The organism is Agromyces sp. NPDC056389 (assembly GCF_042262385.1).
Classification (GTDB): domain Bacteria; phylum Actinomycetota; class Actinomycetes; order Actinomycetales; family Microbacteriaceae; genus Agromyces.
The window spans coordinates 2,136,411-2,158,820 of the sequence record NZ_JBHJPN010000001.1 but is presented as its reverse complement, the minus strand read 5'-3'; the positions used below and the strand labels follow the sequence as shown (position 1 = coordinate 2,158,820).

Annotated in this window: 29 protein-coding genes; 2 read left to right on the top strand and 27 right to left on the bottom strand. The window is 71.0% G+C overall.

The window, feature by feature from the left end:
- Window position 1 precedes the first annotated feature (1 nt).
- The 26 genes from ACFCVM_RS10125 to ACFCVM_RS10000 all read right to left on the bottom strand — a co-directional run bounded on the left by ACFCVM_RS10125 (window position 2) and on the right by ACFCVM_RS10000 (window position 19,582).
- A complete protein-coding gene (locus tag ACFCVM_RS10125) occupies window positions 2-760 on the bottom strand; it encodes a flagellar biosynthetic protein FliR (protein WP_375836700.1) in 759 nt (252 codons plus the stop codon).
- Window positions 760-1,035, bottom strand: a complete 276-nt coding sequence (gene fliQ, locus ACFCVM_RS10120) for a flagellar biosynthesis protein FliQ (RefSeq protein WP_375836046.1) — start codon at window positions 1,033-1,035, stop codon at window positions 760-762. The genes ACFCVM_RS10125 and fliQ overlap by 1 nt, the downstream gene beginning before the upstream one ends.
- The gene (gene fliP / locus ACFCVM_RS10115) at window positions 1,036-1,833 is read right to left on the bottom strand and encodes a flagellar type III secretion system pore protein FliP (RefSeq protein ID WP_375836045.1); all 798 of its coding nucleotides are present in this window, start codon (window positions 1,831-1,833) and stop codon (window positions 1,036-1,038) included.
- A gap of 38 nt (window positions 1,834-1,871) precedes the next feature.
- Window positions 1,872-2,288 (bottom strand): FliO/MopB family protein, encoded by a 417-nt coding sequence (locus ACFCVM_RS10110; protein WP_375836044.1) that lies wholly within the window; start codon window positions 2,286-2,288, stop codon window positions 1,872-1,874.
- Window positions 2,288-2,962 (bottom strand): flagellar motor switch protein FliN, encoded by a 675-nt coding sequence (gene fliN / locus ACFCVM_RS10105; protein ID WP_375836043.1) that lies wholly within the window; start codon window positions 2,960-2,962, stop codon window positions 2,288-2,290. Before fliN ends, ACFCVM_RS10110 begins: the two co-directional genes overlap by 1 nt.
- Window positions 2,959-3,858, bottom strand: coding sequence for a flagellar motor switch protein FliM (locus tag ACFCVM_RS10100; protein WP_375836042.1), 900 nt, complete (start codon window positions 3,856-3,858; stop codon window positions 2,959-2,961). Before ACFCVM_RS10100 ends, fliN begins: the two co-directional genes overlap by 4 nt.
- Window positions 3,859-3,890: 32 nt before the next feature.
- Window positions 3,891-4,733: a flagellar motor protein MotB gene (locus tag ACFCVM_RS10095; RefSeq protein ID WP_375836041.1), complete on the bottom strand. Its 843-nt coding sequence runs from the start codon at window positions 4,731-4,733 to the stop codon at window positions 3,891-3,893.
- Window positions 4,730-5,494, bottom strand: a complete 765-nt coding sequence (locus ACFCVM_RS10090) for a motility protein A (RefSeq protein ID WP_375836040.1) — start codon at window positions 5,492-5,494, stop codon at window positions 4,730-4,732. The genes ACFCVM_RS10095 and ACFCVM_RS10090 overlap by 4 nt, the downstream gene beginning before the upstream one ends.
- Window positions 5,495-5,496: 2 nt before the next feature.
- Window positions 5,497-5,751: a flagellar FlbD family protein gene (locus tag ACFCVM_RS10085; protein WP_375836039.1), complete on the bottom strand. Its 255-nt coding sequence runs from the start codon at window positions 5,749-5,751 to the stop codon at window positions 5,497-5,499.
- Window positions 5,752-5,858: 107 nt separating this feature from the next.
- Complete coding sequence (locus tag ACFCVM_RS10080; protein WP_375836038.1) at window positions 5,859-7,019, bottom strand: flagellar hook protein FlgE; 1,161 nt, start codon at window positions 7,017-7,019, stop codon at window positions 5,859-5,861.
- Between the two features lie 21 nt (window positions 7,020-7,040).
- Window positions 7,041-7,469 (bottom strand): flagellar hook capping FlgD N-terminal domain-containing protein, encoded by a 429-nt coding sequence (locus tag ACFCVM_RS10075; protein WP_375836037.1) that lies wholly within the window; start codon window positions 7,467-7,469, stop codon window positions 7,041-7,043.
- 8 nt (window positions 7,470-7,477) lie between these two features.
- Window positions 7,478-8,791 carry a flagellar hook-length control protein FliK gene (locus ACFCVM_RS10070; protein ID WP_375836036.1) on the bottom strand — a complete coding sequence of 438 codons (1,314 nt, stop codon included), beginning with the start codon at window positions 8,789-8,791 and terminating at the stop codon, window positions 7,478-7,480.
- Window positions 8,788-9,552, bottom strand: a complete 765-nt coding sequence (locus ACFCVM_RS10065; protein WP_375836035.1) for a C40 family peptidase — start codon at window positions 9,550-9,552, stop codon at window positions 8,788-8,790. Before ACFCVM_RS10065 ends, ACFCVM_RS10070 begins: the two co-directional genes overlap by 4 nt.
- Window positions 9,553-9,554: 2 nt before the next feature.
- Window positions 9,555-9,980: a flagellar export protein FliJ gene (locus tag ACFCVM_RS10060; RefSeq protein WP_375836034.1), complete on the bottom strand. Its 426-nt coding sequence runs from the start codon at window positions 9,978-9,980 to the stop codon at window positions 9,555-9,557.
- Window positions 9,977-11,293: a FliI/YscN family ATPase gene (locus ACFCVM_RS10055; RefSeq protein ID WP_375836033.1), complete on the bottom strand. Its 1,317-nt coding sequence runs from the start codon at window positions 11,291-11,293 to the stop codon at window positions 9,977-9,979. The genes ACFCVM_RS10060 and ACFCVM_RS10055 overlap by 4 nt, the downstream gene beginning before the upstream one ends.
- Window positions 11,290-11,892: a FliH/SctL family protein gene (locus ACFCVM_RS10050; protein WP_375836032.1), complete on the bottom strand. Its 603-nt coding sequence runs from the start codon at window positions 11,890-11,892 to the stop codon at window positions 11,290-11,292. Before ACFCVM_RS10050 ends, ACFCVM_RS10055 begins: the two co-directional genes overlap by 4 nt.
- Entirely contained in the window at window positions 11,882-12,898 is a 1,017-nt protein-coding gene (fliG, locus tag ACFCVM_RS10045; RefSeq protein ID WP_375836031.1) for a flagellar motor switch protein FliG, read from the bottom strand. Before fliG ends, ACFCVM_RS10050 begins: the two co-directional genes overlap by 11 nt.
- A complete protein-coding gene (gene fliF, locus ACFCVM_RS10040) occupies window positions 12,895-14,460 on the bottom strand; it encodes a flagellar basal-body MS-ring/collar protein FliF (protein WP_375836030.1) in 1,566 nt (521 codons plus the stop codon). The genes fliG and fliF overlap by 4 nt, the downstream gene beginning before the upstream one ends.
- Window positions 14,460-14,768 carry a flagellar hook-basal body complex protein FliE gene (gene fliE / locus ACFCVM_RS10035; RefSeq protein WP_375836029.1) on the bottom strand — a complete coding sequence of 103 codons (309 nt, stop codon included), beginning with the start codon at window positions 14,766-14,768 and terminating at the stop codon, window positions 14,460-14,462. The genes fliF and fliE overlap by 1 nt, the downstream gene beginning before the upstream one ends.
- 2 nt (window positions 14,769-14,770) lie before the next feature.
- Window positions 14,771-15,163 (bottom strand): flagellar basal body rod protein FlgC, encoded by a 393-nt coding sequence (locus ACFCVM_RS10030; protein ID WP_375836028.1) that lies wholly within the window; start codon window positions 15,161-15,163, stop codon window positions 14,771-14,773.
- Window positions 15,164-15,182: 19 nt separating this feature from the next.
- Complete coding sequence (locus ACFCVM_RS10025) at window positions 15,183-15,524, bottom strand: flagellar basal body rod protein FlgB (protein WP_375836027.1); 342 nt, start codon at window positions 15,522-15,524, stop codon at window positions 15,183-15,185.
- A gap of 108 nt (window positions 15,525-15,632) precedes the next feature.
- The gene (locus ACFCVM_RS10020) at window positions 15,633-15,959 is read right to left on the bottom strand and encodes a hypothetical protein (RefSeq protein ID WP_375836026.1); all 327 of its coding nucleotides are present in this window, start codon (window positions 15,957-15,959) and stop codon (window positions 15,633-15,635) included.
- Entirely contained in the window at window positions 15,949-16,341 is a 393-nt protein-coding gene (fliS, locus tag ACFCVM_RS10015; RefSeq protein ID WP_375836025.1) for a flagellar export chaperone FliS, read from the bottom strand. Before fliS ends, ACFCVM_RS10020 begins: the two co-directional genes overlap by 11 nt.
- 42 nt (window positions 16,342-16,383) lie before the next feature.
- Window positions 16,384-17,778, bottom strand: coding sequence for a flagellar filament capping protein FliD (gene fliD / locus ACFCVM_RS10010; RefSeq protein ID WP_375836024.1), 1,395 nt, complete (start codon window positions 17,776-17,778; stop codon window positions 16,384-16,386).
- A gap of 109 nt (window positions 17,779-17,887) precedes the next feature.
- A complete protein-coding gene (locus ACFCVM_RS10005) occupies window positions 17,888-18,715 on the bottom strand; it encodes a flagellin (protein WP_375836023.1) in 828 nt (275 codons plus the stop codon).
- Between the two features lie 81 nt (window positions 18,716-18,796).
- Complete coding sequence (locus ACFCVM_RS10000; RefSeq protein ID WP_375836022.1) at window positions 18,797-19,582, bottom strand: sigma-70 family RNA polymerase sigma factor; 786 nt, start codon at window positions 19,580-19,582, stop codon at window positions 18,797-18,799.
- Window positions 19,583-19,742: 160 nt separating this feature from the next.
- Between ACFCVM_RS10000 and ACFCVM_RS09995 the strand changes: the two genes are divergently transcribed.
- Both ACFCVM_RS09995 and ACFCVM_RS09990 read left to right on the top strand, forming a co-directional pair.
- Complete coding sequence (locus tag ACFCVM_RS09995; protein WP_375836021.1) at window positions 19,743-20,240, top strand: hypothetical protein; 498 nt, start codon at window positions 19,743-19,745, stop codon at window positions 20,238-20,240.
- A gap of 209 nt (window positions 20,241-20,449) precedes the next feature.
- A complete protein-coding gene (locus tag ACFCVM_RS09990; RefSeq protein WP_375836020.1) occupies window positions 20,450-21,481 on the top strand; it encodes a hypothetical protein in 1,032 nt (343 codons plus the stop codon).
- Here ACFCVM_RS09990 and ACFCVM_RS09985 read toward each other — a convergent pair.
- Window positions 21,467-22,321, bottom strand: a complete 855-nt coding sequence (locus tag ACFCVM_RS09985; RefSeq protein ID WP_375836019.1) for a hypothetical protein — start codon at window positions 22,319-22,321, stop codon at window positions 21,467-21,469. The two genes, ACFCVM_RS09990 and ACFCVM_RS09985, sit on opposite strands and share 15 nt — an antisense overlap.
- Between the last annotated feature and the right edge of the window lie 89 nt (window positions 22,322-22,410).

Below are 22,410 nucleotides of genomic sequence, written 5' to 3'. Positions count from 1 at the left end.
GTCAGCCCGCCGTTCTCATCGCGGAGACGGCATCGCCGGTGAGCGCCTCGACCACGGCGGGAAGCGCGATGAAGACGGTGCCGCCGAGCGCGAGGGTCAACAGGATCTTGAGCGGGAAGCCGAGAGCGAAGGCGTTGAGCGCGGGTGCGACCCTCGTGAGCAGGCCGAGCCCGGCATCGGCGAGGAAGAGCACGACGATGAGCGGCCCGGCGATCTGGGCCGCCGCGACGAGCAGGCCCGTCACGGCGCCGATGAGCGTCTCGGCGGATGCCGCGGTGTCGATGCCCGACCCGATCGGCACGGCATCGAACGACTGGAACAACCCGGTGAAGAGCACGAGGTAGGCGCCGGAGGAGACCATGAGGGCCAGGGTCGCCATGTGGAACAACCGGGCGAACTGGGCGCCCTGCACCATGGACTGCGGATCGAATCCGAGGGCGAGCTGGAAACCGCCGAACACGTCGATCAGGTTGCCGGCGGACGCCACCGCGGCGAACACGACGTAGACGAGGAAGCCGAGGGTCGCCCCCGTCACGAGCTCGGTGAGGAGCGCGCCGAAGAACGCGGCGTCGCCGAGCGTCTCGTAGCCGTTCGCGACCCGCGGTGCCACTGCGACGCCGAGGCCGAGGGCCACCATCGCCTTCACCCGGCCCGGAATCGCCCGGTACGAGAACGGCGGTGCGATCACCACGAATCCGGCCATGCGCACGCTCGCGAGCATGACGGCCTCGATCCAGGCGAAGTCGAGCGGGATCGCCATCATGCGCCCCCGACGAGTTCGGGGATGCGGGCGAAGAGCTCCTGGGTGAAGCTGACGATCTCGCTGATCATCCAGTGACCGCACACGAGCAGTGCCACCGCGACCGCGAAGGCCTTCGGCACGAACGAGAGCGTCACCTCCTGGATCTGCGTGATCGACTGGATGAGCGAGATCGCGAAGCCCACCACGAGCGCGGTCACGAGGATCGGCGCGCTGAGCTTCGCGGCCACGAGGAGTCCCTGCAGGCCGATGTCGAGCACCGCGTTCGCGTCCACTCAACCTCCCCGGTAGCTCGAGATGAGCGTCGTGGTGAGCAGGCCCCACCCGTCGACGAGGATGAAGAGCAGGATCTTGAACGGCAGCGAGATCATGACCGGCGGCAGCATCATCATGCCCATCGACATGAGCGCTGCGGCGACGACGAGGTCGATCACGAGGAACGGCACGAAGACGACGAAGCCGATGATGAACGCCGCGCGCAGCTCGGAGATGAGGAAGGCGGGGATCAGGGTGATGAGGTCGACGTCGGCGGGGGAGTCGGGGTTCGGCAGCCCCGCGGCGCGGGTCATGAGCGCGAGGTCCTCCTCGCGCGTGAACGAGAGCATCCAGGAGCGCAGTGGCGCGCTGCCCGCCTCGAGCGCCTGCCCGAAGTCGAGTGTGCCTGCGAGATAGGGCTGGACGCCCGCCTCGTTCACCTCGGCGAAGACGGGTTGCATGATGAAGAACGACAGGAACAGCGCGAGCCCGGCGAGCACCTGGTTCGGCGGGATCGCCGGCAGCGACAGGGCGTTGCGCGCCATCGCGAGCACGACGAAGATCTTCGTGAACGACGTCATCATGATGAGCAGTGACGGGGCCACCGACAGCAGCGTGATGCCGATGAGGGTGACGACCGCCGACGACGGGGTGCCGTCGGGGCCGTTGATCTCGACGCCGAAGCCGCCGCCGCCCGGTCCATTCGGGTCGGCCGGCGGTGCCGGGTCGACGGGTTCGGCGAAGCTCGGAGCTGCGGAGAGCGCCACGAGTACGATCGCGACGACGGTGGAAGCCGCCGCGAGCGCGGCGATCCGCATGAGCTTCCCCGACCGGCTGGAACCGGCCGAGGGGCACGTCATATGCCGAGGCCCTCCTTCACCCCGGCGAGCGAGCGCTTCCATGTCTCGGCCGAGAGGATCGGCCCGCGGCGCAGTCCGTGCGTTGCGGGCATGATCGGGATGGTCTGATTCGCGACGGATGCCGCGGTGAGGGCCTCGTCGAAGGCGGGCGCCGCGACGGGCTCAGGGGCGGGCCGGTCGCTCAGCACCGAGACGCCGTGCTCGGTGACGCCGAGCATCAGGCGGCGGCCGTCGGCGTCGACGACCACCATCGAGGCCTTCGGGGCGAGCGACTGGCGGGCGACCACGGTGACGAGCTCGGCCTTCCTCGTCCGCGCGCGGGTCGCCGTGATGCGCCGGTGGGCGAACCAGATGACCGCGAGGACGACGCCGAGCGAGACGGCGACGCGCAGGACGAGGAAGAGGGTCTCCACTACTGCGCGCTGTCCTGGGTGTCGAGGATGCGGGTGACGCGCACCGCGTAGTCCTGGTCGACGACGACGACCTCGCCGTGGGCGATGACCCTGCCGTTCAGGAGGATGTCGGCAGGTGCACCCGCCGAACGGTCGAGCTCGACGACCGCGCCCGGCTCGAGGTTCAGGATGTCGCGCACCGTCATCCTCGTGCGGCCGATCTCGACCGCGAGCGACATCTCCACGCCGTTGATGCGGCCGAGGCGCTCGGATCCGCCGCCGGCTCCGCGGGCGTCGTCTCGTGCGCTGCGCTCCCGCGCGGCGAACCAGCCGACGAGCGACTCTCCGTCGAGCAGGGTGAACACGGCCGAGGACGGGTCCTCGAAGAGCGGTGACCGCTCGACTCGGCGCACGTCTCCGAGCACCCCGGTGCCGAAGCGGCGACCGGCGGCCTGGAGCGCCGGGTGCAGCAGGTTCTCGGGCGCGAGACCGTCGCCGGCGCCGAGCTCATCGGCCTCGAGGAAGGCCACCGCGAACTCGACGGATGCGGTGCCGATGTGGCTCGCCTCGAAGGTCTCCGCCGCGTCGATGGCGGCGGGTTCGTCGGAGACGGCGGTCAGCGTGCGTTCGCTCGGCAGGGTCCGCACGAGTTCGTCGGCCGCCGAAGCGGCGGCGGTCGTCGTCGAGGTGGTCATGTAGCGGTCTCCAGAGTCTCGGTGATGGTGCAGGCGAGTCGCCCGCCGGCGCGCCCGATCGCGGCGCGGCCGACGAACTGGCCGTCGACGGTGACATGGAACGGGGAATGCGCAGCGTGGGCGAGCGGGATCATGTCGCCGACCGCGAGCGCGAGGACGTCGCGCGGCTTGACCGCGATCGGCGGGAGCTGCACGGCGAACGGCATCGGCGTGAGCTCGAGCTGGCCGGCGATCAACGCTCGCGCGTGTTCGGTGGCGACGACCGGATTCGCGTCTCCGAGCCCGGCCAGCAGCAGTTCGGCGGGGAACGCGAGCGTCGCGGGCGCCGATCGGTCGCCGCACTCGACGAGGAAGGCGGCGACGATCATCAGCTCGGAGGTGGCGGCCGCCTGGGCGAACTGCGAGTTGTGGTGCACCGTGTCGACCTCGAGGTCGCCGGGCAGCAGGCGCCCGAGCGAGTACCGCAGGTCGTCGAGGAGGTCGTCGACGAGCGTACGCAGCAGCCCCTGCTCGATCTCGGTGAGCGTCCGCTCCGGCTCGGCGTGATCGCCCGTGCCGCCGAGCATGTGGGCGAGCCAGGTGAGGGCTGCGACGGCGGGGAACTGGATGACGACCTTCTCGGAGTCCGCGCCGACGCGGCACAGCACCATGGTCGTCGATGGCGGCAACGATGCCGCGTACTCGTCGTAGGTGTGCATCGTCACCTGGTCGAATGCGACGTGCGATCGCGCCCGCACGTTGGCGGTGAGCTGCGTGCCCCATTGGCGCGCGAACGTCTCGAAGGCGAGCTCGAGCACGCGCGAGTGCTCGCGGGCGAGCGTCGTCGGCCGTCGGAAGTCGTAGGCGTCGATCGGGCGCGGGGACTCGCGGTCGTCGGTGTCTGCGATTCGGGGCACGTCCGTCACTATCGGCGGTCGGCGGGGAACGGTTAGCCCCCGGTCGCGGACGCGCCCCTCGCCGGGGGTTCGCTGCCGACCTCGGCGAGGCGCTCGGCGAGCTCCGGTAGCAGCGCCCGCACCGATTCGGGCTGGTCGGAGACCACGACGACGTCGACGCGGCGGTTCAGGGCCATCGCCGATTCATCCGCCGCGCTCGTGACGGGGCGGGCGGAGCCGTACCCGATCGCGGCGGCGCGTTCGGGTCCGACTCCGGTGCGCTCGACGAGGTAGCGCACAACCTGCGTGGCGCGGCCGCTCGCGAGCTCCCAGTCGGTCGGGAACGGGCCGGACGATCCATGCGGATCGGCGTGGCCCTCGACGCTGACCTCGTGGTGGACCGTCGCGAGCACGCCGCCGACGACGCCGAGGATGGCCTCCGCCTTCCCGCTGAGGTCGACGCTGTTGCCGAGGAAGTAGGTCTCGGCGCCGATGAGGCGCACGATCAGGCCGCGTTCGTCGATGTCGTACGACACGGCGTGCTCGATGCCCTGCGCCGCGAGTCCGGCATCGATGCGGTCGCGGATCGCGAGGAGCGATTCGAGCTCCTGCCGGGCGAGTTCGAGATCGGTGAACTCCTCGTCGTCGCCCTCGAGCTCCGCGGGCACGATGATGCCCTCTGCCGTGTCGGCGAACGTCGTCGGATCCTGGCCGAAGCCCGTCGCGAGGGAGTCGCGGAGCGCCTCGAACTTGTCGGCATCGACCGAGGACATCGCGAAGAGCACGATGAACATGCACATGAGCACGGTGACCATGTCCATGTACGACGCCATCCAGCGTTCGTCGTTGTGGACCTCGGCGCCCTGGGTGCGGCGCCGGCCGAGGCGGGCGCTCATGCCGCCTCGAGCTGCTCCATGCCGGGCACGATGGCGCGCAGCCGCTCACCGAGCAGGCGGGGCTGGCTGCCCGCCTGCACGGCGAGCGCACCCTCCATCACGAGCGTCATGTTCTCGGCTTCGAGCGTGGTGAGGCGATGGATGCGGTCGCCGATCGGGAGCCAGAGGAAGTTCGCCGACAGGAGGCCCCAGAGCGTCGCGACGAACGCCGTCGCGATCGAGGGGCCGAGGGTGTCGGGGGAGTCGAGCTTCTCGAGCACGTGGGTCAGCGACACGACCGTGCCGATGATGCCGATCGTCGGCGCGTACCCGCCGAGCGACTTGAAGAATCGGGAGGCCTGGGTGCCGAGCTGTTCCTTCGAGTGGATCTCCTCCTCGAGGAGCTCGCGCAGCTCGTCGCCGTCGATGCCGTCGGCGATGTTCTGCAGCGCGTTCCGCAGGAACGGGTCGTCCGTCTCCGCTGCATCCTGCTCGAGCGACAACAGGCCTTCGCGACGCGCCTTCTCGGCGAGTTCGACGAGGCGGTCGATCGTGGCCTCCGGCTTCGCGGTCCTGCCGCGGAATGCCCGGGGCACGGCCTTGCAGGCGCGCCAGGCGTCCTTCACCGTGGTGCCGGCGAGCCCGACCGCGATCGTGGCGCCGAAGACGAGTGCCATGGGCGCCGGCAGGAGCAGGGCCTCGACATGCGCCCCTTCGAGCGTGATCATCGCGAAGAGCGAGCCGAACGCGAGGACGATGCCGATGAGCAGTGCGGGGTCCATGGCTACCGTCCCTTCGGTGTGCGTGCGAGGGGGATGACGTCTCGCGGCCGGGGCTCGCCGGTGAGCTCCTCGGTGCGGGCGAGCACGCGTGCGCGGAACTCGACGACCGCGGCGATCACCTCGTCGATCGTCTCGGTGACGATGTAGTTCGTGCCGTCGACCATCAGCAGCGTCGTGTCGGGGTTCGCGTGGATGCGCTCGACGAGATCGGTGTTCAGCGCGAACCGCGTGCCGTTCAGCCTGGTCAGCACGATCATGGGGATCCTTCGCGGTCGCGCGGCTCGCACCGAGCCGTCCCCCTCCACTCTCGGCAGCGGGCGGCCTCCCGTTAGGGAGACCGCCCGCCGGCGTCGAGTCCGTGCGGCTAGCGCTTCAGGTTCGTGAGCTCCTGGAGCACCTCGTCGGAGGTCGTGATGATGCGCGCGTTGGCCTGGAATCCGCGCTGGGCGATGATGAGGTTCGTGAACTCCTGCGAGAGGTCGACGTTCGACATCTCGAGGTAGCCGCTCGCGAGCGCGCCGTATCCGGCGTCGCCGGCCGCGCCGATCTCGGCGCCGCCGGTGTTCGCGGTGGCGCGATAGGTCGAGTTGCCGGCCTTCTCGAGCCCACCGGGGTTCACGAAGTTGGCGAGCGCGATGCGCCCGACGGCCTCGGTGGCGCCGTTCGAGAAGGTGCCGGTGACGGTGCCGTCCGGGCCGATGGAGTAGGCGTCGAGGGTGCCGGCGGCACGTCCGTCCTGCCCGGCGACCTTGACGGTGGAGAGGTCTGCGAAGCCCGTCAGCTTCGAGACGTCGACCGTGACGCCGCCGACGGCGATCGTCGCGGGCCCCGTCGGCTGCCCATCGACGAAGGTCAGGGTGTCGAGCACCGTCGCACCGTCGGAGACCTCCCATCCGGTGGTGTTCTTGGTGAAGGTGAGGCTGACGGTGGTGGCCGAGCCGCTCGCGTCGAACACGTCGATGTCGCGCACGATCTCGGTGCCGTCGGCGGCGTCCTCCGGCAGGTTGCCCGAGAACCGCACCGCGGTCGTCGCGATGGCGGCCGAGACCGCGCCGCGGGGCAGGGTCAGGTTCTGCAGGGCCCCGCCCTGGTTGATCTGGCCGCCCGCCGCGTTCCAGCCCATCACGAGGGCCCCGTCCTGCGTGACGAGTCGGCCTTGCGCGTCGAACTCGAACGAACCGGCGCGCGTGTAGAGCGTCTCGCCGCCCGACTGCACGACGAAGAAGCCGTCGCCCGAGATCATGAGGTCGCTCGCGCGCGACGTCGCCTGCGCCGACCCCTGCGAGAAGTTCGTGCTGATGCCGGCGAGCTGCACGCCGAGGCCGACCTGTGCCGGGTTGGTGCCGCCGATCGCGGCCCCCGGCGCCCCGCCGCCCTGGATGAGCTGGGACAGGGTGTCCTGGAACTGGGTCGCCGAAGCCTTGAAGCCCGCGGTGTTCACGTTGGCGATGTTGTTGCCCGTGACGTCGAGCATGGTCTGGTGCGAGCGGAGGCCGGAGATTCCGGAGAAGAGCGAGCGGAGCATGGTGGTCCTTTCGAGATGGCGCTAGGAGCGCACGGCGGAGATCGAGTCGAGCGCGACGGCCTTGCCGTCGATGTTGACGAGGGGCACCGGCCCCGAGAACGAGACGGAGGTCGCGACGCCCTTCACCGTCGCGCCGGTGGCGTCGAGGTAGTCGACCTCCTTGCCGATGAGGGCGGATGCCGCGGTGCGCATCTGGAGCGAGAACGACTCCTGCACCTGCGTGGCGAGTGCCGTGAGCCGCTCCATCGTCGCGAGCTCGGTGGTCTGGCTGATCATGGCGTTGGTGTCCATCGGGCTCGACGGATCCTGGTGGCTCAGCTGGGTGACGAGGAGCTTCAGGAACAGCTCGCCGTCCATCTCCTGCTTCGGCGCTCGTTTGGCGGTCGCCCCGGTGTAGAGGCTCGGGCCGGTGCCCGATCCTGTTGGTGCGGTGAGTGCGTCGACGGTCATCGGTCTCCTCAGGCGATCACGTCGAGGTCGGATGCCGGGCTCCAGCGCAGCTGCAGGCGTGGCGGTTCCTCCCTCGTCTCTCGGTGGACGGGTGCGGGGTCGGTCTCTGCCGACTCGTCGCGGGCGGGCGGCTGCCCGGTCGTCCCGGCTCCGGCGTCGCGGGGCGAGACGTCGAGCGTCGCCGTGAGTCCGGCGGCGACGAGGTCGCGGCGGAGGTCGCCCAGCACCTGGCGGAGGGCCTCGCGGCCGGTCTCGCCCGGAGCGAGGAGCTCGATGCGCACGCCCTCGGGTGAGACGGCGGCGCGCACGGACACGGGGCCGAGGTGTTCGGGGCTGACCTGCACGGTGACGTGCTGGATGCCCGTCGGCCCCTGTGCGAGTGCCACGACCGGCTTGGAGAGCTGGGCGGCGAAGGAGTCGGCCACGCCCCCGCGCACCGCATGGGCCGGCGACTGCACGGCCGCACGATCGCCCGCTGCGGTGATGGGTGCACTGATCGGCACCGGAACGGCGTCATCGACGAGGGTCGTCGGTGCGAGGGCCGCGGGAGCTGCCGGAGGAAGGCCGGTCCGGGGCTCCTCCGCAGGCATCGCGGCGTCGACGGAGGGTGCGGGTCGAGTGGTGGTCGCTCCCGTCGTCGGAACGGCAGCGGATGCCTCGGCGCCGAACGATGCGCGCCGGCCGCTGTCGGCCGGCGCGGGGTCGACATCGGCTTGTGGGCCTGCTGCACGCGACTCGGCCGCGTCGCCGAGCGGTGCGCGCGGGGAACCGTCGGTCACCGCAGTCGCCGCAGTCGCCGTAGTCACCGCAGTCGCAGCCGCAGCAGGGCTCGGCGAGCCGGCGGCGGGGGTCGCCGTGCGGGCGCCGGCCGCCGCCGCGATGATCGACGAGGCGCCCGGCGACGGTGCAGCGAGCGGTGCAGCCGCCGATTCGCCGAGCGCGTCGACCATCGTGGGCGCCGCCACCGGTCCGGCCGGGTCCTCGGACTCCGAGCTCGCAATCGCTGACGACGACGGAGCGTCGGCCGGCATGCCGACCGAGGCCTGGACCGGCGTCGCGGTCGGCTGCACGGTGAGCGGCAGGATCGGTGCGGGGGCGTTCGCCGCGGTGTCGGCCATGATTGCCTGCTCGGAAGCCGCATCGCCCGTCGGCGAGACCTCGACGAGCTCGCGGCCGAGCTCACGGCCGGTCTCGCCGGCGCCGCGCAGTGCCGCAGCGAACGCCGTGGCGCTGCCCGTCGCGGTAGTGCCCCGGTCGCTGTCTGATCGAGCAGCTGCCGGCCTCGGAAGGGTGGCGATCACCACGCCACCCGCCGCGCTCACAGTGCGCTCCGCGTGAGGGCGAGCAGCTGCGACGCGAGCAGGAGGTCGACGAGCCGGCTCGATGCCTCGGACCCCGAACCGGTGCCGGTGCCGGTGAGCGCGCCGAGCAATGATGCGAGCCCGTTCGTGCCACCGAGCGCACCGGCGAGGTCGACGCCGCCGCCGAGCGGCGTCGGGCCGGCCGCCGCCGTGACCGATGCATCCGTCGACGTCGCCGGGGGCACCGCGGAACCGCTCGGCACCACTCGCCGGATCGTCTGGATGTCGGCGTCGGTCAGGTAGTTCGGCTGGTACGACACCGTGCGCCCCTCGTAGGGTGCGTGCACGATCATGCCGTCACCGGCGTAGATGACGATGTGGTCGGCGTTGTGCGTCACGATGAGGTCGCCCGGCTGGGCCTCGGCGAGCGAGCCGACCTCCTCGCCGACCGATTCCTGCTGGGAGACCCGGCGAGGCACCTCGATGCCGAGTTCGCCGAGCACCCGCTGCACGAGCCCCGAGCAGTCGATTCCCGAGCGGTCGGTGCCGCCGAGCACGTACGGCACGCCCAGGTACTGCTTGGCCTGATCGACGATCGCCTGGCCGGTGACGCCTCCGGCGGTCGCGGTTGCGGCCGGGGTCGTCACCGGCGCGACCGCGGCGGGCTGCGCGGCGAGCGTCGTCTCGAACCGGGCCGCCGATGCCGCGTTGCCACGGCCTTCGAGCGTCGTGACGAGTGACGTGATCTCATCGATCCGTCCGATCGTGTCGACGATGGGCATGGTTACCGTCCCTTCCCGGTCGCGGTGCGCGAGGCGGTGAGCTCGTCGAGACGCGACTGCTCCGCCTTCAGGTCTGCTTCAGCCGCGTGCGCCGTGTGCGTGGCCTCGAGCCGCTCGAGTCCGCGAGTGCGTGCGTGCGCGGCTGCGTGCTCGACGCGAGCCTCGGCCGCGCTGCGCTCGAGCGATTCCTGGCGGATCTCCCACTCGCCGAGCATCGCCGCGCTCGCCGCACGGGCGGCCGCGACCGCCCTGAGCGTCTCGAGTGAGGTGCCGGGCTCGCCGAACGCCTCGAGGTGGCGGAGCGCTCGCTCGCGTACCGCCTCGTTGTCGCGGAGCCGCCCGTTGCGCGCGGCGAGCACGCCCTGCGCCTGATCCTCCTGGATCCGGCGCACCCGGAGCAGGGCGCTGAGGCTGAACGCGCGGCTCATCGTTCACCGCCGATCGCCCGGGCGAGTGCCGCGACGAGCCGACCGGCGTCGCCGGGCGCCGTCTGCTCGTCGATCCGCTGCCGGAGGAAGGCGTCGATCTCCCCCTCGTGCGCGATCGCCGCGTCGACCAGCGGGTTCGCCCCCGCCTGATAGGCGCCGACGTCGATGAGATCCTGCGCCTGCCGCCGAGCGGCCAGTGCACGACGAACGACGGCGGCATCGGCCATGGCGCTCGGCTCGGTCACCTTGGGGGCGACCCGCGAGACGGAGTCGAGCACGTCGACCGAAGGGAAGTGGCCCGACACGGCGAGGCGTCGGACGAGCACGACGTGGCCGTCGAGGATCGATCGCGCGGTGTCGGCGACGGGCTCGTTGTGGTCGTCGCCCTCGACCAGCACCGTGTAGACGCCCGTGATCGAGCCGGTGCCCGCGGTTCCCGCGCGCTCGAGCAGCCGCGCCAGCAACGAGAAGGTCGATGGCGGGTAGCCGCGGGTGGCCGGCGGCTCGCCCGCCGACAGGCCGATCTCGCGCTGCGCCATCGCGACGCGGGTCAGTGAATCCATCATCAGCACGACGTGCTCGCCGCGTTCCCGAGCCTCTTCCGCGATCCGAGTCGCGAGCTGGGCTGCACGCAGGCGCATCGGGGCGGGCTCGTCGGCGGTGGCGACGACCACGACCGATCGGGCGAGGCCCGCTGCGCCGAGATCGTCGTCGAGGAACTCCCGTACCTCGCGCCCGCGCTCGCCGACGAGGGCGATCACCGACATCGCGGCATCCGTGCCCCGTGCGACCATCGAGAGCAGGCTCGATTTGCCGACGCCCGACCCGGCGAACAGGCCGATGCGCTGGCCGCGGCCGAGCGGAACGAGCCCGTCGAGCACGCGCACGCCCGTGTGCAGCTGCATGTCGATCCGTGCACGGCTCATCGGCGCGGGGCTCCGGTTCGCGAGGTCGACCCGTTCGATGTCGGCGAGCGGGCCTTTGCCGTCGATCGGGCGGCCGAGCCCGTCGATGACGCGACCCAGGAGGCCGCGACCGACCGGAGCCGATGCCGTCTGCGCGAGTCGTCGCACTGGTGCGCCCGGCGCCGGAGCGGCATAGGACTCGAGCGCCATGCACGAGGCCGACCCGGGGCGGGACGCGGTGACCTCCGCCGCCATTCCGTCGTCGCCGATCTCGACGAGATCGCCGATCGCGAGATCGAGCCCCTCGACGTCGATGCCGAGGCCCACCGCACTGCGCACGCGTCCGATCCGCTCCGGCCCGGCGGACCGGATCGCGGCTGCGAAGCGGGGCGTTTCACGGATGTTCACGGCGCCCCCTCGAGGAGTGCGGCCCGTGCGCGTTGCAGGGCCTCGGCGATTCGTGCGTCGACGAGTCCGTCGGGCAGTTCGGCGATCGCATCGCCGGACTGCAGGGTCGCGTCGGCCGCGAGGGCGACCGGCGCCTCGACGCCGGCGGCGGCGAGCGCCGCGATGGACTCGGGCGGCATGCGGACGACGACGGTCGCCGGCGCCGCGGGGTGCCCGAGTGCGCGCGCCAGCGCGCTGCGCGCCGCGACCTCGGCGTTGGCCAGCTCGGTGCCCAGCACCGCCTCGGCGAGTGCGATCGAGGCTTCGAGGATCGCGCGTTCCGAGTCGACGAGCACCGGGGCGACGCGGCGTTCGAGCGCGTCCCGCGCGTCTTCGAGCCGCTGCAGCGCGATCACGATGCGCGCATCGGCGAGCCGGTTCCGCGCCTCGGCGTCGGCGTCGACTCGGGCCATGAGCTCGTCGCGTTCGAGCTCGGCGCGCCGTCGGCCTCGTGCGAGTCCCTTGGCGTAGCCGCGCTGCACGGCCTCGCGCACCGCGTCTTCCGCCCCGGCGGTCTGCAGGGCCGGGAAGACGAGCGGCGCGAACAGTTCAGTCGACAAAGTCGTCTCCCTCGGCTCGATGCACGGTGATCTGGCCCTCCTCGGCGAGTTCCCTGATCGCACGCACCAGATCGGCTCGAGCCTCCTCGACCTGCGACACGCGGAGCTGGCCCATCACTCCGGCCTCTCCGTCGAGCAGCTCGCGATTGCGCTCGGAGAGGTTCTCGCGGATCTTCTGCTCCACGGCGGCCGGTGCGCCGCGCAGCGCTCGAGCGAGCACCGCGATGTCGACGCCGCGCACCACTCGCTGCACGTCGCGGTCGTCGAACCGCACGATGTCGTTGAAGGTCAGCAGGCGGCTGCGCACCTCGTCGGCGAGCTCGGGGTTGCGGGCGTCGAGCGCTTCGAGCACGGCGCGCTCGGTCGCGACCGGCGCACGATTGATGATGTCGACGAGCGGCTGCACGCCGCCGACGACCTCGGCGGCAGTCCGGGGGGAGATCATCGAGGCGGCGCGCGACTTGAGGGTCGACGAGACGATCGCGATCGCCGCTGGAGTGGCGCTCGTCATCTGCGCGATGCACTCGGCGACGTCGGCGCGACGTTCGTCGGGTAGGCCGGCGAGGATGTTCGAGGCGTGCGAGGGCCGCAGATGGGTGAGCACGAGCGCGACGGTCTGGGGCATCTCCGCGTCGAGCAACGAGGCGACCTGCGCCGGCTCCGCGGCGTCGAGGAACTCGAACGACTTGCCTGCGAGCGAGGAGGCGACACGGTTCATGACGCCCGCAGCCTTCTCGGCGCCGAACGACGACTCGAGCAGGCCGGCTGCGATCTCGTGCCCGCCGCGTGCGGCGACCCGCCCCCGCACGGCGAGGTCGTGGAACTCGGCCAGTGCCTGGTCCGTCGTATCCGCGTCGACCCGCTGCAGGCGGATGATCTCGGCGGTGATCTCCTCGGCCTCGGGTTCGCTGAACTCCTTGAGGAGCTTCGCGGCCTGCTCGCGCTCGAGGTTCATGAGCACGACCGCGACCTTCTGCACCCCGGTCAGGGCAGTCGTCTCGCTCATGCCGGAGTCCGCTCATCGAGCATCGCCCGCAGCAGTTGCGCGGTCTTCTCCGGATCCTGCTCCGCCATTCGCGCGATGTCGGCTCGTCGAGCCTCGCCGTCGTCGGGGTCCGGCGGCTCGAGCTCGAGCGGCACGGTCGGCGCGGAGGCCGCTGCGCCATCGAGCACGTCGAAGTGCGGGTGCGACTCCTCGAGCTCGAGCGGCTCGCGGCGGGGTCGCAGGCGGCGTGCGATGACGATCGCCGCGATCACGAGCGGCACGAGCACGGCTACGGCGATGATGCCGGCCCGGATCAGCTCCGCGAGCCGTTCCTCCTCGGCCTGGCGCTCGGCCGCTCGCAGGGCCTCTCCGGCCGCGGCGGCATCGGCCGTGCTGAACTCGACGAGCTCGACGCTCAGCTCATCGCCGCGCTCGGCGTCGATGCCCGCGGCGCTCGCCACGAGGTCGCGAACCTCGGCGAGGCGGATGTCGCCGGCCGAGGCGCGGTCGATCGCGACGGAGACCGTCTGCTTGGCGACGGCACCCGCCGGGATCGTCCGCGTCTCGGTGACCTTGTCGACCGCGTTGTTGCGCACCGTCTCCTCGGATGTGTAGGTGCCGTCGCCGCCGGCTCCGCCGGGCACGGCGATGTTGTCCGGGCCGAGCACGCCGGCCGCCGCGCCATCCGTGCCCGTGTAGTTCTCGGTGTTCACGGACTCGTTGAGCGCCGGGGTCTCGGGCGCGGCCTCGAAGCGCTCGCTCGTGACCTCCGCGCTCTCCGAGCTGATCGTGGCCGCGACGGCGACGGTGGCGTTGCCCGAGCCGACGATCCGGTCGAGCATCTCCTGCACCGACGCCGAGACGCGCTGCTCGTAGTCTCCGGCCTTCGATTCCACCGTTCCCGACGGTCCGACGCCCACCGCCGAGAGCACGTTGCCTTCGGCGTCGATCACCGCGACCCCTTCCGCGTCCATGCCCTCGACGGCGGCGCTCGTGAGGTGCACGATCGCGTTGACCTGGGAGGTCGAGAGCGTCGCACCCGAGGCGGTCTCGACGAAGACGGACGCGGTGGGCTTCTGCTGCTCGGAGACGAAGACGGTCTCCTCTGGCAGGGCGAGCTGCACCGAGGCGGCGGAGACGCCCTGTATCGAGCCGATCGTCTTCGCGAGTTCGCCCTCGATCGCGCGCTTGTAGGTGACCGACTGCTGGAACGCCGAGGTCGTCACGCCCATGCTGTCGAGCAGCGCGTAGCCTCCCGTCGACGAGACGGGCAGGCCCGCCGAAGCGGCCTTGATCCGCTCCTCGTACACGACCTCTTCGGGAACGAGCACCGTCGAGCCGCCCTCGGCCAACTGGTACGGCACGTTGGAGCCGCGCAGCTGTTCGACGACGGCGCTCGCGTCGGCACCGGAGAGACCGGAGAAGAGCGGCGTGTACGCCGGCTTCGAGAGCCAGGCGCCGACCGCGACGATGCCGACCGCGAGCACGGCGATGCCGAGCAGCGTCAGCACGCGTTGGGCGATGCTGAAGCCGCCGACGATCGCTCCGAGCCGGGCGAGGCCCGCTCTGACCGGTGCGGGCATCAGGCCTGCATCCGCATGATCTCGTTGAACGCGTCGACGCCCTTGTTGCGCACGGCGGCGACGAGCTCGAGGGTCACCGCCGCGCGGGTGGACGCGAGCGTCGCGTCATGGATGTCGGTGAGGTCGCCGGTCACCGCCTGCACGGCGAGCGTCTTCGATTCGCCCTGCAGGGCCTGCGCGCCGTCGACGGCACTCGCGAGCACCTGGCCGAAGCCGTCGCCCGCCGGGGAGTTCGCCGCGATGGCCTCCGTCTCGGCGAGGTAGCCCGTCTGCCGCACACCCTGCACGGCTCCGATCGACTCGATCATGCTCAGCTCCGTCCGATCTGCAGTGCAGCCAGGTAGGTCTCGCGCGCCCGGTCGACGACCGCCGCATTGGCCTGGTAGCCGCGCTGGGCCATGATGAGCGAACCCATCTGCGCCGAGAGGTCGATGTCGGGGTAGCGCACGTAGCCGTCGGCGTCGGCGAGCGGGTGGTCGGGCTGGTATGCCAGACGTCCCTCGGCATCGCCGAAGGCGGCGCCCTGCACGTAGACGCCGCTCGTGCCCTCGCCGGCCTGCGCGATCACGTACCGCGCCTGGAACGCATCGCCGGCGGTCGACGTCGCAGTGTTCACGTTGGCGAGGTTGTCGGAGACGGCGTCGAGCCACTTGCGGTGCACGGTCAGTGCCGTGCCGGCGATGCCGATCGCGTCGAAGGTCATCGGTTGCTCCTCCGGGTCATCAGTTGGTTCGCATCGCGGTGCGAAGCGAGGTGAACTGGCCGTTCGCGGCCTGGGTGGCGAACTGGTATCGGAGCACGGTGTCGATGTTCGACAGGGTCTCGGTGTCGAGGTTGACGTTGTTGCCGTTCAGCTTCGTGGGCTCGAGCGAGTCCGCGACGCGGGCTGAGACGCGACCGTCGCCCGCTTCGACCGATGCTGCGAGCGCGGCCTCGAAGCTCACGCGCTGCGCCCGGTAGCCGGGTGTGTTCACGTTCGCGATGTTGTTCGCGATCGCGCGCTGCCGCTCGGCGAGGCCGTCGAGTGCGCTCGAGAGTGCGAGGGCGGTCACGGAATCCAGCACGGCGTCCCTCCGGTACGTCGGGTGGCCGATCCCTGGCCTGACTCGTCGAGCGTTCCCTGCTCGTGCATGGCTATCGGCAGTCGCACGGCATCCGTTAGCTGCAGGCGCTCAACCGACGGCGTCGAGGTAGACCGGGCGGCGTTCGGCGGGCGCTCGAGACGCCCGCGCGAGCTGTTCGAGCTCCCCGGCCACGCGGTCGCGCTCGCTCGCGATCTCGGCGAGCCGGCCACGGAGTTCCTGCAGCGCCCGGCCGACCGCCGAGGCGAGCTCGGGAGGCAGCGGCGGGAGCCCCGGGTCGATCGGAACGGCGAGCGGGCCGGTGAACCTGCCGTGGGACACGCCGTCGATGTCGATCGGCGCGCTCACCGCGGCGAGGTGGGCGACCCAGCGCTCGTACGACGACGCGGTGGTGGTGCTCGCGTCGTCAGCCGACACGGAATCCTCCTGCGGAACTCGGCGCCATGGCCGCTTCGTGCCAGGCCTGACGCAGTGGCTCGAGACGACGCGTGCACTCCCGGGTGAGCTCGACGTCGCGCCCGATGTTGGCCCTCACGAGAGCTTCGTACACGTAGTCGTAGATCGCCATCAGCCGCTTCGCGCCGTCCCACACCTCGAGGTCGAGGGAGCGCTGCAGCTCGACGACGATGTCCTGCGCGTGCATGAGCTGGGCCGTCGCGACGGGCCAGTTGCCCGCGGTCTGCGCCGCCTCGGCCCTGTGGAGGTCGAGCAGCAGCCGGTCGTAGAGCATCGTGAGCAGCTGCGCGGGCGTCGCGCTCATGATCGCCGTGCGCTGGTACTCGTCGAGGTGGTCGGTCACTTCGGGCTCCTCACTGGTGACGACGGCATCTTGCCGGTGGGCTCATTTGCTGGACTTCGCGTCCCACGAGGGAAGGCCGGCGAGCTGTGAAGCGAGGTAGCTCGACTGGTCGTTCAGCTTGCTCATGGCCACCTCGAGTGCGGCGTAGGTGCGCTTGAGCGTCGCCTCGCGCTGCTCGAGGCGGCGAGTCCAGCCCTCGATCTGCTTGTCCATGCCGTCGATGAGGGACTGCTTGCCCTCGATCTGCTTCGAGAGCTGGCCCTCGTACTTGTCGGAGTACCGGGTCGCGACCTCGCCGAGGCGCGTCGCGATGGTCGAGAAGGCCGCCTCGAGGTGTGCAGGGTCGTCGGTGAGTGCTGCCGCGAACTTCTCGGCGTCGAACTCGAGTTCGCCGGTCTTCGAGAAGCTGATGCCGAGCGGCGCGAGCGAGTTCCCGTCGATGGGCGCCTGGATCGCGTCGACGAGGGCTTGCCGGATGCCCCGGATGTTCGAGTCGCTCGTGAAGCTGCCGACATTCGTGATCGTGGCCCCGGTTGCATCCGTGGTCTTCGAGGTCGCCGACTTCTGGGAGATGAACGTCAGGATCGACCGCACCTCGTCGAGGAAGGCGGCCGCCGTGTCCGACGATGCCTCGAGGTCACGACCGATCGTGAGGCCGACCGGCGAGGCGGTGACCTTGGAGACCGTGACGTCGACACCCGGCAGCAGGCCGGTGAACGTGTTCGACGCCGAGGTGATCGACTGCTCGGCGGCGGTGCCCGCCCAGAGGGTGACGGCGGCGTCCTGCCCCTGCCGGATGACGGATGCCCCGGCCTCGGCGGCCACGTCGACCGCCGTACCGGCGGCCACGTCGGCCTCGCTGCCGCGGAACACCTGGAACGCCGAGGCCGCTCCAGTCTCGGTCGAGGCGAACTGCAGGCGGAAGAGCGGGGTGCCCGAGGCATCCGTTCCCGACTGCACGCGGGTGGCGGTGATGCCGAGTTCGGCGTTGTCGACGGCCCGCGCGATGTCGGCGAGGGAGTCGGAGGTCGCGGTGACCTGTGCGCGGGTGCCGTCGGGGCGCACGATCGTGAGCACCGGCGGAGAGCCCGGCCAGCTCGGCATCGCGGCGGAGACGATCACGTGCGGGCTGGCGACCCGGGTCACGGTGAGGTCGAGGCTGCCGGCTGCGGCGTCGGCCCCGGCCTTCACAGTGACGGAGGCGTCGGAGGTGCTCGCGGTGAACTGCTGGAGGCCGGTGGGGGCCGCGGCCTTGCCCGCCTTCTCGAGGAGGGCGGCGAGCCGGGTGTTGAGCGACTGGAAGTCGGTGAGGGCGCTGGCGGCCTTCGCAGCGGTGGCCTTCAGGAGCACCTGCGGGCGCGCCTCGAGCTGCATGAGCTTGGCGATGAGCACGGTCGTGTCCAGGCCGCTCGCGAGGCCGTCGAGGGAGAGTCCCATGGCGAGTTCCAATCGATTCGCGTCGAAACAGAAGAGACCCGGCGGTGTCGGGTGATGGCAGGGGACCTCACGCCGATCACCGCCAGGCCTCAGTCACTGGCGGCTGTTATCAACCGAGGAGCTTCAGCACGCCCTGGTTGGCCTGGTTGGCCTGGGCGAGCATCGCGGTGCCGGCCTGCGAGAGGATGCTGGCGCGGGTGTAGTTGACCATCTCCGATGCCATGTCGGTGTCACGGATCCGCGACTCGGCGGCCGACAGGTTCTCGGCCGACACGTTGAGGCTGCGGATCGTCGACTCGAACCGGTTCTGGTTGGCACCGAGTTCGGCGCGAGCCGTCGAGATGGCCGTGATCTGAGCGTCGAGCGCGGTGATCGACGTCGCGGCGTTCGCCGCGCTGTCGAAGGTCAGAGCGCCGACGGCGGTCGCGACGGTGGTGACGTTCGTCAGGCTCACGGCGATCTGGTCCTCCGCTGCGACGCCGCCGGCGCCGATGTGGAAGGTCAGGGACGCGTTCGAGCCGTCGAGGAGCTTGATGCCGTTGAAGTTCGCCGAAGCGGCGACACGGGTCAGCTCCGCGGCGAGGTCGTCGACCTCGGTCTTGATCGCCGAACGCGAGTTGGCGTTGTTCGAGTCATTACCGGCCTGCACGGCGAGGTCGCGCACACGCTGGAGGATCGTGTGCACCTCGGTCAGGGCGCCTTCAGCGGTCTGGATGACGCTGATGCCGTCCTGTGCGTTGCGAGCGGCGACCTTGGTACCGGAGATCTGCGAACGCAGGCCCTCCGAGATCGCGAGACCCGCCGCGTCGTCGGCAGCCCGGTTGATGCGCAGGCCGCTCGAGAGCTTCTCGAGGGACTTCGACAACTCGTTCTGCGTGTTGCTCAGGTTGCGGTGCGCGTTGAACGCCGCAACGTTCGTGTTGATCTGCATTCCCATGGGATGTTCTTCCTTGATCGTTGGGTCACCGGCCCATCCGTGGACCGGTATGCAGCACTGTCGGTCGTCGTGCGCGAGCCGTTAGGCGAATCGCGAGGAGTCGACGCGCGCGGCGAGCCGATCGCCGAGCTCCGCGAGGTAGCCGCGGGCCCGCGCGCTCGTCGGCGCCGTGATCGGGAGCTCCTGCTCCTCCTCGCGGAGATGGCCCTCGGCACCGAGCCGCATGAGCCGCAGCGCTTCGGCGCGCTGCTGGGAGATCGCGGAGTGGGTGACACCGAGTTCTGCGGCGAGCTCGGTCACGGTGCGGTCGTGGAAGTAGACCGCCTCCACGATGTACCGCATCCGGTCCGGAAGGGTCTGCACGGCCTTCCGCACGAACTCGACGCGCTCCTTGACGATCGCCTCCGTCTCGGGCAGCAGGACGGAAGAGCTCTCGTCGCCCGCGAATGCCTCGTCGAACGGGCCGATGCGGCGATTCGCGAGGCCCGTGTACTCGACGGCGGTCGCCTCGTCGACTCCGAGGGCCCCGGCCACCTCGAGCGTCGTCGGCCCCCGGCCGAGCGCCGAGGTCAACTGCTCCTGTACGGCGAGCGTCGCCTTGATCGTCTGTCGTGTCGAGCGCTTCGCCCAGTCGGCCGCGCGCATCTCGTCGCGGATCGCGCCGATGATGCGTTCACGCGCGTAGGCGCCGAACGGCACGCCTCTGGAGGCGTCGTACGCGTCGACGGCCTGCACGAGCGCCAGCGCGCCGGCCTGCGCCAGGTCGTCGCGCGACAAATGCGTCGCTCCCGCCATGACCTTCGACACCAGGAATCCGACCAATGGCAGGTGCTCGACGATGGTTCGATCTCGTGTTGTGGTGCTCACCGGGGTCCCCTCAGCTCTCGGTGCACGGTCTCCGGTCGTCGGCATACGCCGTCGACCGCAACCGACGCTGAGTACATGCGCGGCAGGGTTCGCAGCAGTGATCCGACGTCGCTTCCGGATGCCGCGGTCGACTCGCGCGAGTGCCGCGCACGAGTAGGACATGAGCCTCCCCGCCGACACCGTGCACGACCCCATGTGCCCCGAAGCGCACCGTCCGGGCGCTCATCTGCCGGTCTCGCGAACGCGGGTCGACTCCTGGGACAGCGCGATCGCCCGGATCGACGCCTGCATCGGCCGGGCCGAGTCGTACCTGGCCGAGCTCGCGAACGACCGTGGGTCGGCGATCTCGCTCGTGCCCTTGCTCAGCGGGCTCGCGACCGCGGTGATCGCCGCGCTCGTGCTCGTCGTGATGGCGACGATCGGCGCACCGCCGATCGCCGGATTCGCGATCCTCCTCGTCGTGGTGCTCATCGCGGCGGCGGCGACATCGTCGGGGTTCGGTCGCATGGCCACGGCGAAGGCGGCGACGCCCGTCGTCGAGCAGGTCCGTGCCACGCTGGAGCGCCATCTCGCTCTCCGGAGTCGGCTCGTGGCAGGCCGGCGGGCGCTGCTCGCCGCACTCGATCTGCAGGGAGCGTCGGCCCTGCGCGAGGGCTGAGCCGGGTGCCGAACGGCGACGCGCGGTGTGCGGCCGCCGCGGAACGCGAATTATCCCTTCGCGTCGCGGCATCCCGCGCTCGCCGGATACGGCCGTGCCGTGCGTCGAGGCCGGTCGGGGCTGAATCGCGAATCGCGCTCACGCTGCATGCATCGCGGCCGTCGAGAGACGAACCGTGCGGCAGTGCCGCCGCCGCACACGTGATCGGTATGACGACGATCGCCGAACTGCAGGACCACCGCATGCAGCCCCTGGATGTGCACCGGCCTCGGGACTTCCGTGCGGACCTCGTGAGCTCCGAACAGGACGTGCGTCGGGCTGCGGCCGCGGGACTCGTGGTCGAGGTCACGCGCGCGGTGCGAGGCCTGCGTCGCAGGGTGGGGCTGTCGGAGGCGGATGCCGAGGACGCGATCGGCGAGACCCTGCTCGAACTCGTCAAGCGGGTCGGCCAGGGCCACCCCGTCCCTGGGGCGGTGGTGCAACGGATCGCGACCGCCGTGTGCTCGCGGTTCGTCAATGGTCCGGTACGGCACGAGACCGCCAAGGCGCTCCGGATCCTGAAGGAGCGAGTGGCCGAAGCCGAGGCGCTCGCCGGCCACTCTCTCTCACGTGCCGCCGTCGCCGCACTCGCCGAGGAGGTGCGGCTCGGGCCCGACTTCAGCCCGCGACATCGCCCGGTCGAGCGATTCCACCTCGTCGAGGGCTTCACGAAGCCAACGTCGATCGACCAGCACTACGCGGATTTCATCGATGCCGCCGCGCTGCGCTCAGGTGCCGTGCTCGAGCGCGGGTACGCGGGCGCGGCCGGAGCGTGCGATCAACTGCTCGACGAGTTCGACCTCGGCCTGTCGACGAGGGCCGCGCTGCGCGTCGAGATCTGGGCAGCCGTGGCAGTCGACGAGGACCTGCCGATCGCGGTTGCGGGGCGCATCGAGCGACGGGTCGCTGCCGATCTCCGTGCGTACGTCGTCGGACTTCCCGAAGGGATCCTCACCGCATGCCGTGATCACCTCGAAGGTCGACGCTCGCGCGCCACGGTGGCGCTGTTCGCGCCGTTCGCCGATCCCGGAGAGCACGGGGAGGACGCGATCGCACGATACCTGTCATCGCGTGCAGCGTTCGCGACGCGTCTGTGGGATTCGGCGCTCGTGCTCGCGACGAGTCGCTCGTCGATGATGCCGGCGGGGCGCGAACCGGAACGCGAGGGCGTGCTCGCCTGCGCCGTCTCAGCCGAACGGTGAGGAGACGCCGAACTCGCTCTCGCCGATGAGCGTCGCGATGGTGCGGCAGCCGTGGAGAAGCCGCTCCGCCTCCTGCGGGGTCGCACCCAGTGCTTCGGCGATCTCTGCGGCGGTGCGGACCACGGGCGGGTCGGCGAGAGCCTGGCCGATCCAGAGTCGGGCGGCATCGCCCAGCGCAGGCGAGACGGCGCGGCTGACGTCGAGGGTGCGCGCGACGAGCCGTTCCGCGTCGAGCCGATCGAGGCTCGTGTCGGACTCGGTGGCACCGGTCGTGCTCGCGAGGTCGGCGAGCAGTTCGAGGGGCACGAACGCGGTCGGCGCGAGGTCGGCGCTCGTGGCGAGCGCGCCCTGCTTCGCCGGATCGCGTCGGCTCAGGTGGGCGCGACGGTTCACTTCGGCGATCACCTCGGCATCGGAGGGGTGGCGGCCGAGCTCGGCCGCGAGTTCGGCCCTCGTCGAGTGGATCGTCGAGGCGCGTCGGGCCGCCCCGTTCGCGCCGCGCACGCCGGTGTAGGCCGAGGAGTGGAAGTACGAGTATGCGGCTCGCGACGCGATGCGCCGGAACAGGGCATGGAAGTCGTCGATCGGAGCAGGGCTGACCGCCCCCAGGTGGGATCGGATCTTGAGTGCGATCTCGAGCCTGATCAGGTTGTGCACATCGTCGACGTGCGATCCGGTGCGATCCGCATGGGCCGCGCAGAGCGACCTCGCCCAACGGCGGGTGCGTTCGTCGAGTTCGCCGAGCAACGTCGAGATGGCGCGGTCGAGCCGGACGCCCTCGACCCCGCGCTGCGCGTCGAACCATTCCCGGAGCCGCTCTGCCGCCTCGGATTCCACCATCACCCCCACGATCGGCAGTTCCCCGTGCCGATGCGTTGGCGCGAGCATACGGCACCTCGACGAACGAGCGGGGAAGCGGCGCCCGCGCG

What these genes read in the sequence shown, in the direction of transcription:
- ACFCVM_RS09990 (WP_375836020.1), top strand. Translation starts at nt 20,450, where the DNA reads ATGACGACGATCGCCGAACTGCAGGACCACCGCATGCAGCCCCTGGAT.
- fliN (WP_375836043.1), bottom strand. Translation starts at nt 2,962, where the DNA reads ATGACCACCTCGACGACGACCGCCGCCGCTTCGGCGGCCGACGAACTC.
- ACFCVM_RS10075 (WP_375836037.1), bottom strand. Translation starts at nt 7,469, where the DNA reads ATGACCGTCGACGCACTCACCGCACCAACAGGATCGGGCACCGGCCCG.
- fliF (WP_375836030.1), bottom strand. Translation starts at nt 14,460, where the DNA reads ATGCCCGCACCGGTCAGAGCGGGCCTCGCCCGGCTCGGAGCGATCGTC.
- fliG (WP_375836031.1), bottom strand. Translation starts at nt 12,898, where the DNA reads ATGAGCGAGACGACTGCCCTGACCGGGGTGCAGAAGGTCGCGGTCGTG.
- ACFCVM_RS10005 (WP_375836023.1), bottom strand. Translation starts at nt 18,715, where the DNA reads ATGGGAATGCAGATCAACACGAACGTTGCGGCGTTCAACGCGCACCGC.
- fliP (WP_375836045.1), bottom strand. Translation starts at nt 1,833, where the DNA reads ATGCGGATCGCCGCGCTCGCGGCGGCTTCCACCGTCGTCGCGATCGTA.
- ACFCVM_RS10090 (WP_375836040.1), bottom strand. Translation starts at nt 5,494, where the DNA reads ATGGACCCCGCACTGCTCATCGGCATCGTCCTCGCGTTCGGCTCGCTC.
- ACFCVM_RS10095 (WP_375836041.1), bottom strand. Translation starts at nt 4,733, where the DNA reads ATGAGCGCCCGCCTCGGCCGGCGCCGCACCCAGGGCGCCGAGGTCCAC.
- ACFCVM_RS10065 (WP_375836035.1), bottom strand. Translation starts at nt 9,552, where the DNA reads ATGCCCATCGTCGACACGATCGGACGGATCGATGAGATCACGTCACTC.
- ACFCVM_RS09985 (WP_375836019.1), bottom strand. Translation starts at nt 22,321, where the DNA reads ATGGTGGAATCCGAGGCGGCAGAGCGGCTCCGGGAATGGTTCGACGCG.
- fliE (WP_375836029.1), bottom strand. Translation starts at nt 14,768, where the DNA reads ATGATCGAGTCGATCGGAGCCGTGCAGGGTGTGCGGCAGACGGGCTAC.
- ACFCVM_RS10080 (WP_375836038.1), bottom strand. Translation starts at nt 7,019, where the DNA reads ATGCTCCGCTCGCTCTTCTCCGGAATCTCCGGCCTCCGCTCGCACCAG.
- ACFCVM_RS10030 (WP_375836028.1), bottom strand. Translation starts at nt 15,163, where the DNA reads ATGACCTTCGACGCGATCGGCATCGCCGGCACGGCACTGACCGTGCAC.
- fliD (WP_375836024.1), bottom strand. Translation starts at nt 17,778, where the DNA reads ATGGGACTCTCCCTCGACGGCCTCGCGAGCGGCCTGGACACGACCGTG.
- ACFCVM_RS10085 (WP_375836039.1), bottom strand. Translation starts at nt 5,751, where the DNA reads ATGATCGTGCTGACCAGGCTGAACGGCACGCGGTTCGCGCTGAACACC.
- ACFCVM_RS09995 (WP_375836021.1), top strand. Translation starts at nt 19,743, where the DNA reads ATGAGCCTCCCCGCCGACACCGTGCACGACCCCATGTGCCCCGAAGCG.
- ACFCVM_RS10060 (WP_375836034.1), bottom strand. Translation starts at nt 9,980, where the DNA reads ATGAGCCGCGCGTTCAGCCTCAGCGCCCTGCTCCGGGTGCGCCGGATC.
- ACFCVM_RS10125 (WP_375836700.1), bottom strand. Translation starts at nt 760, where the DNA reads ATGGCGATCCCGCTCGACTTCGCCTGGATCGAGGCCGTCATGCTCGCG.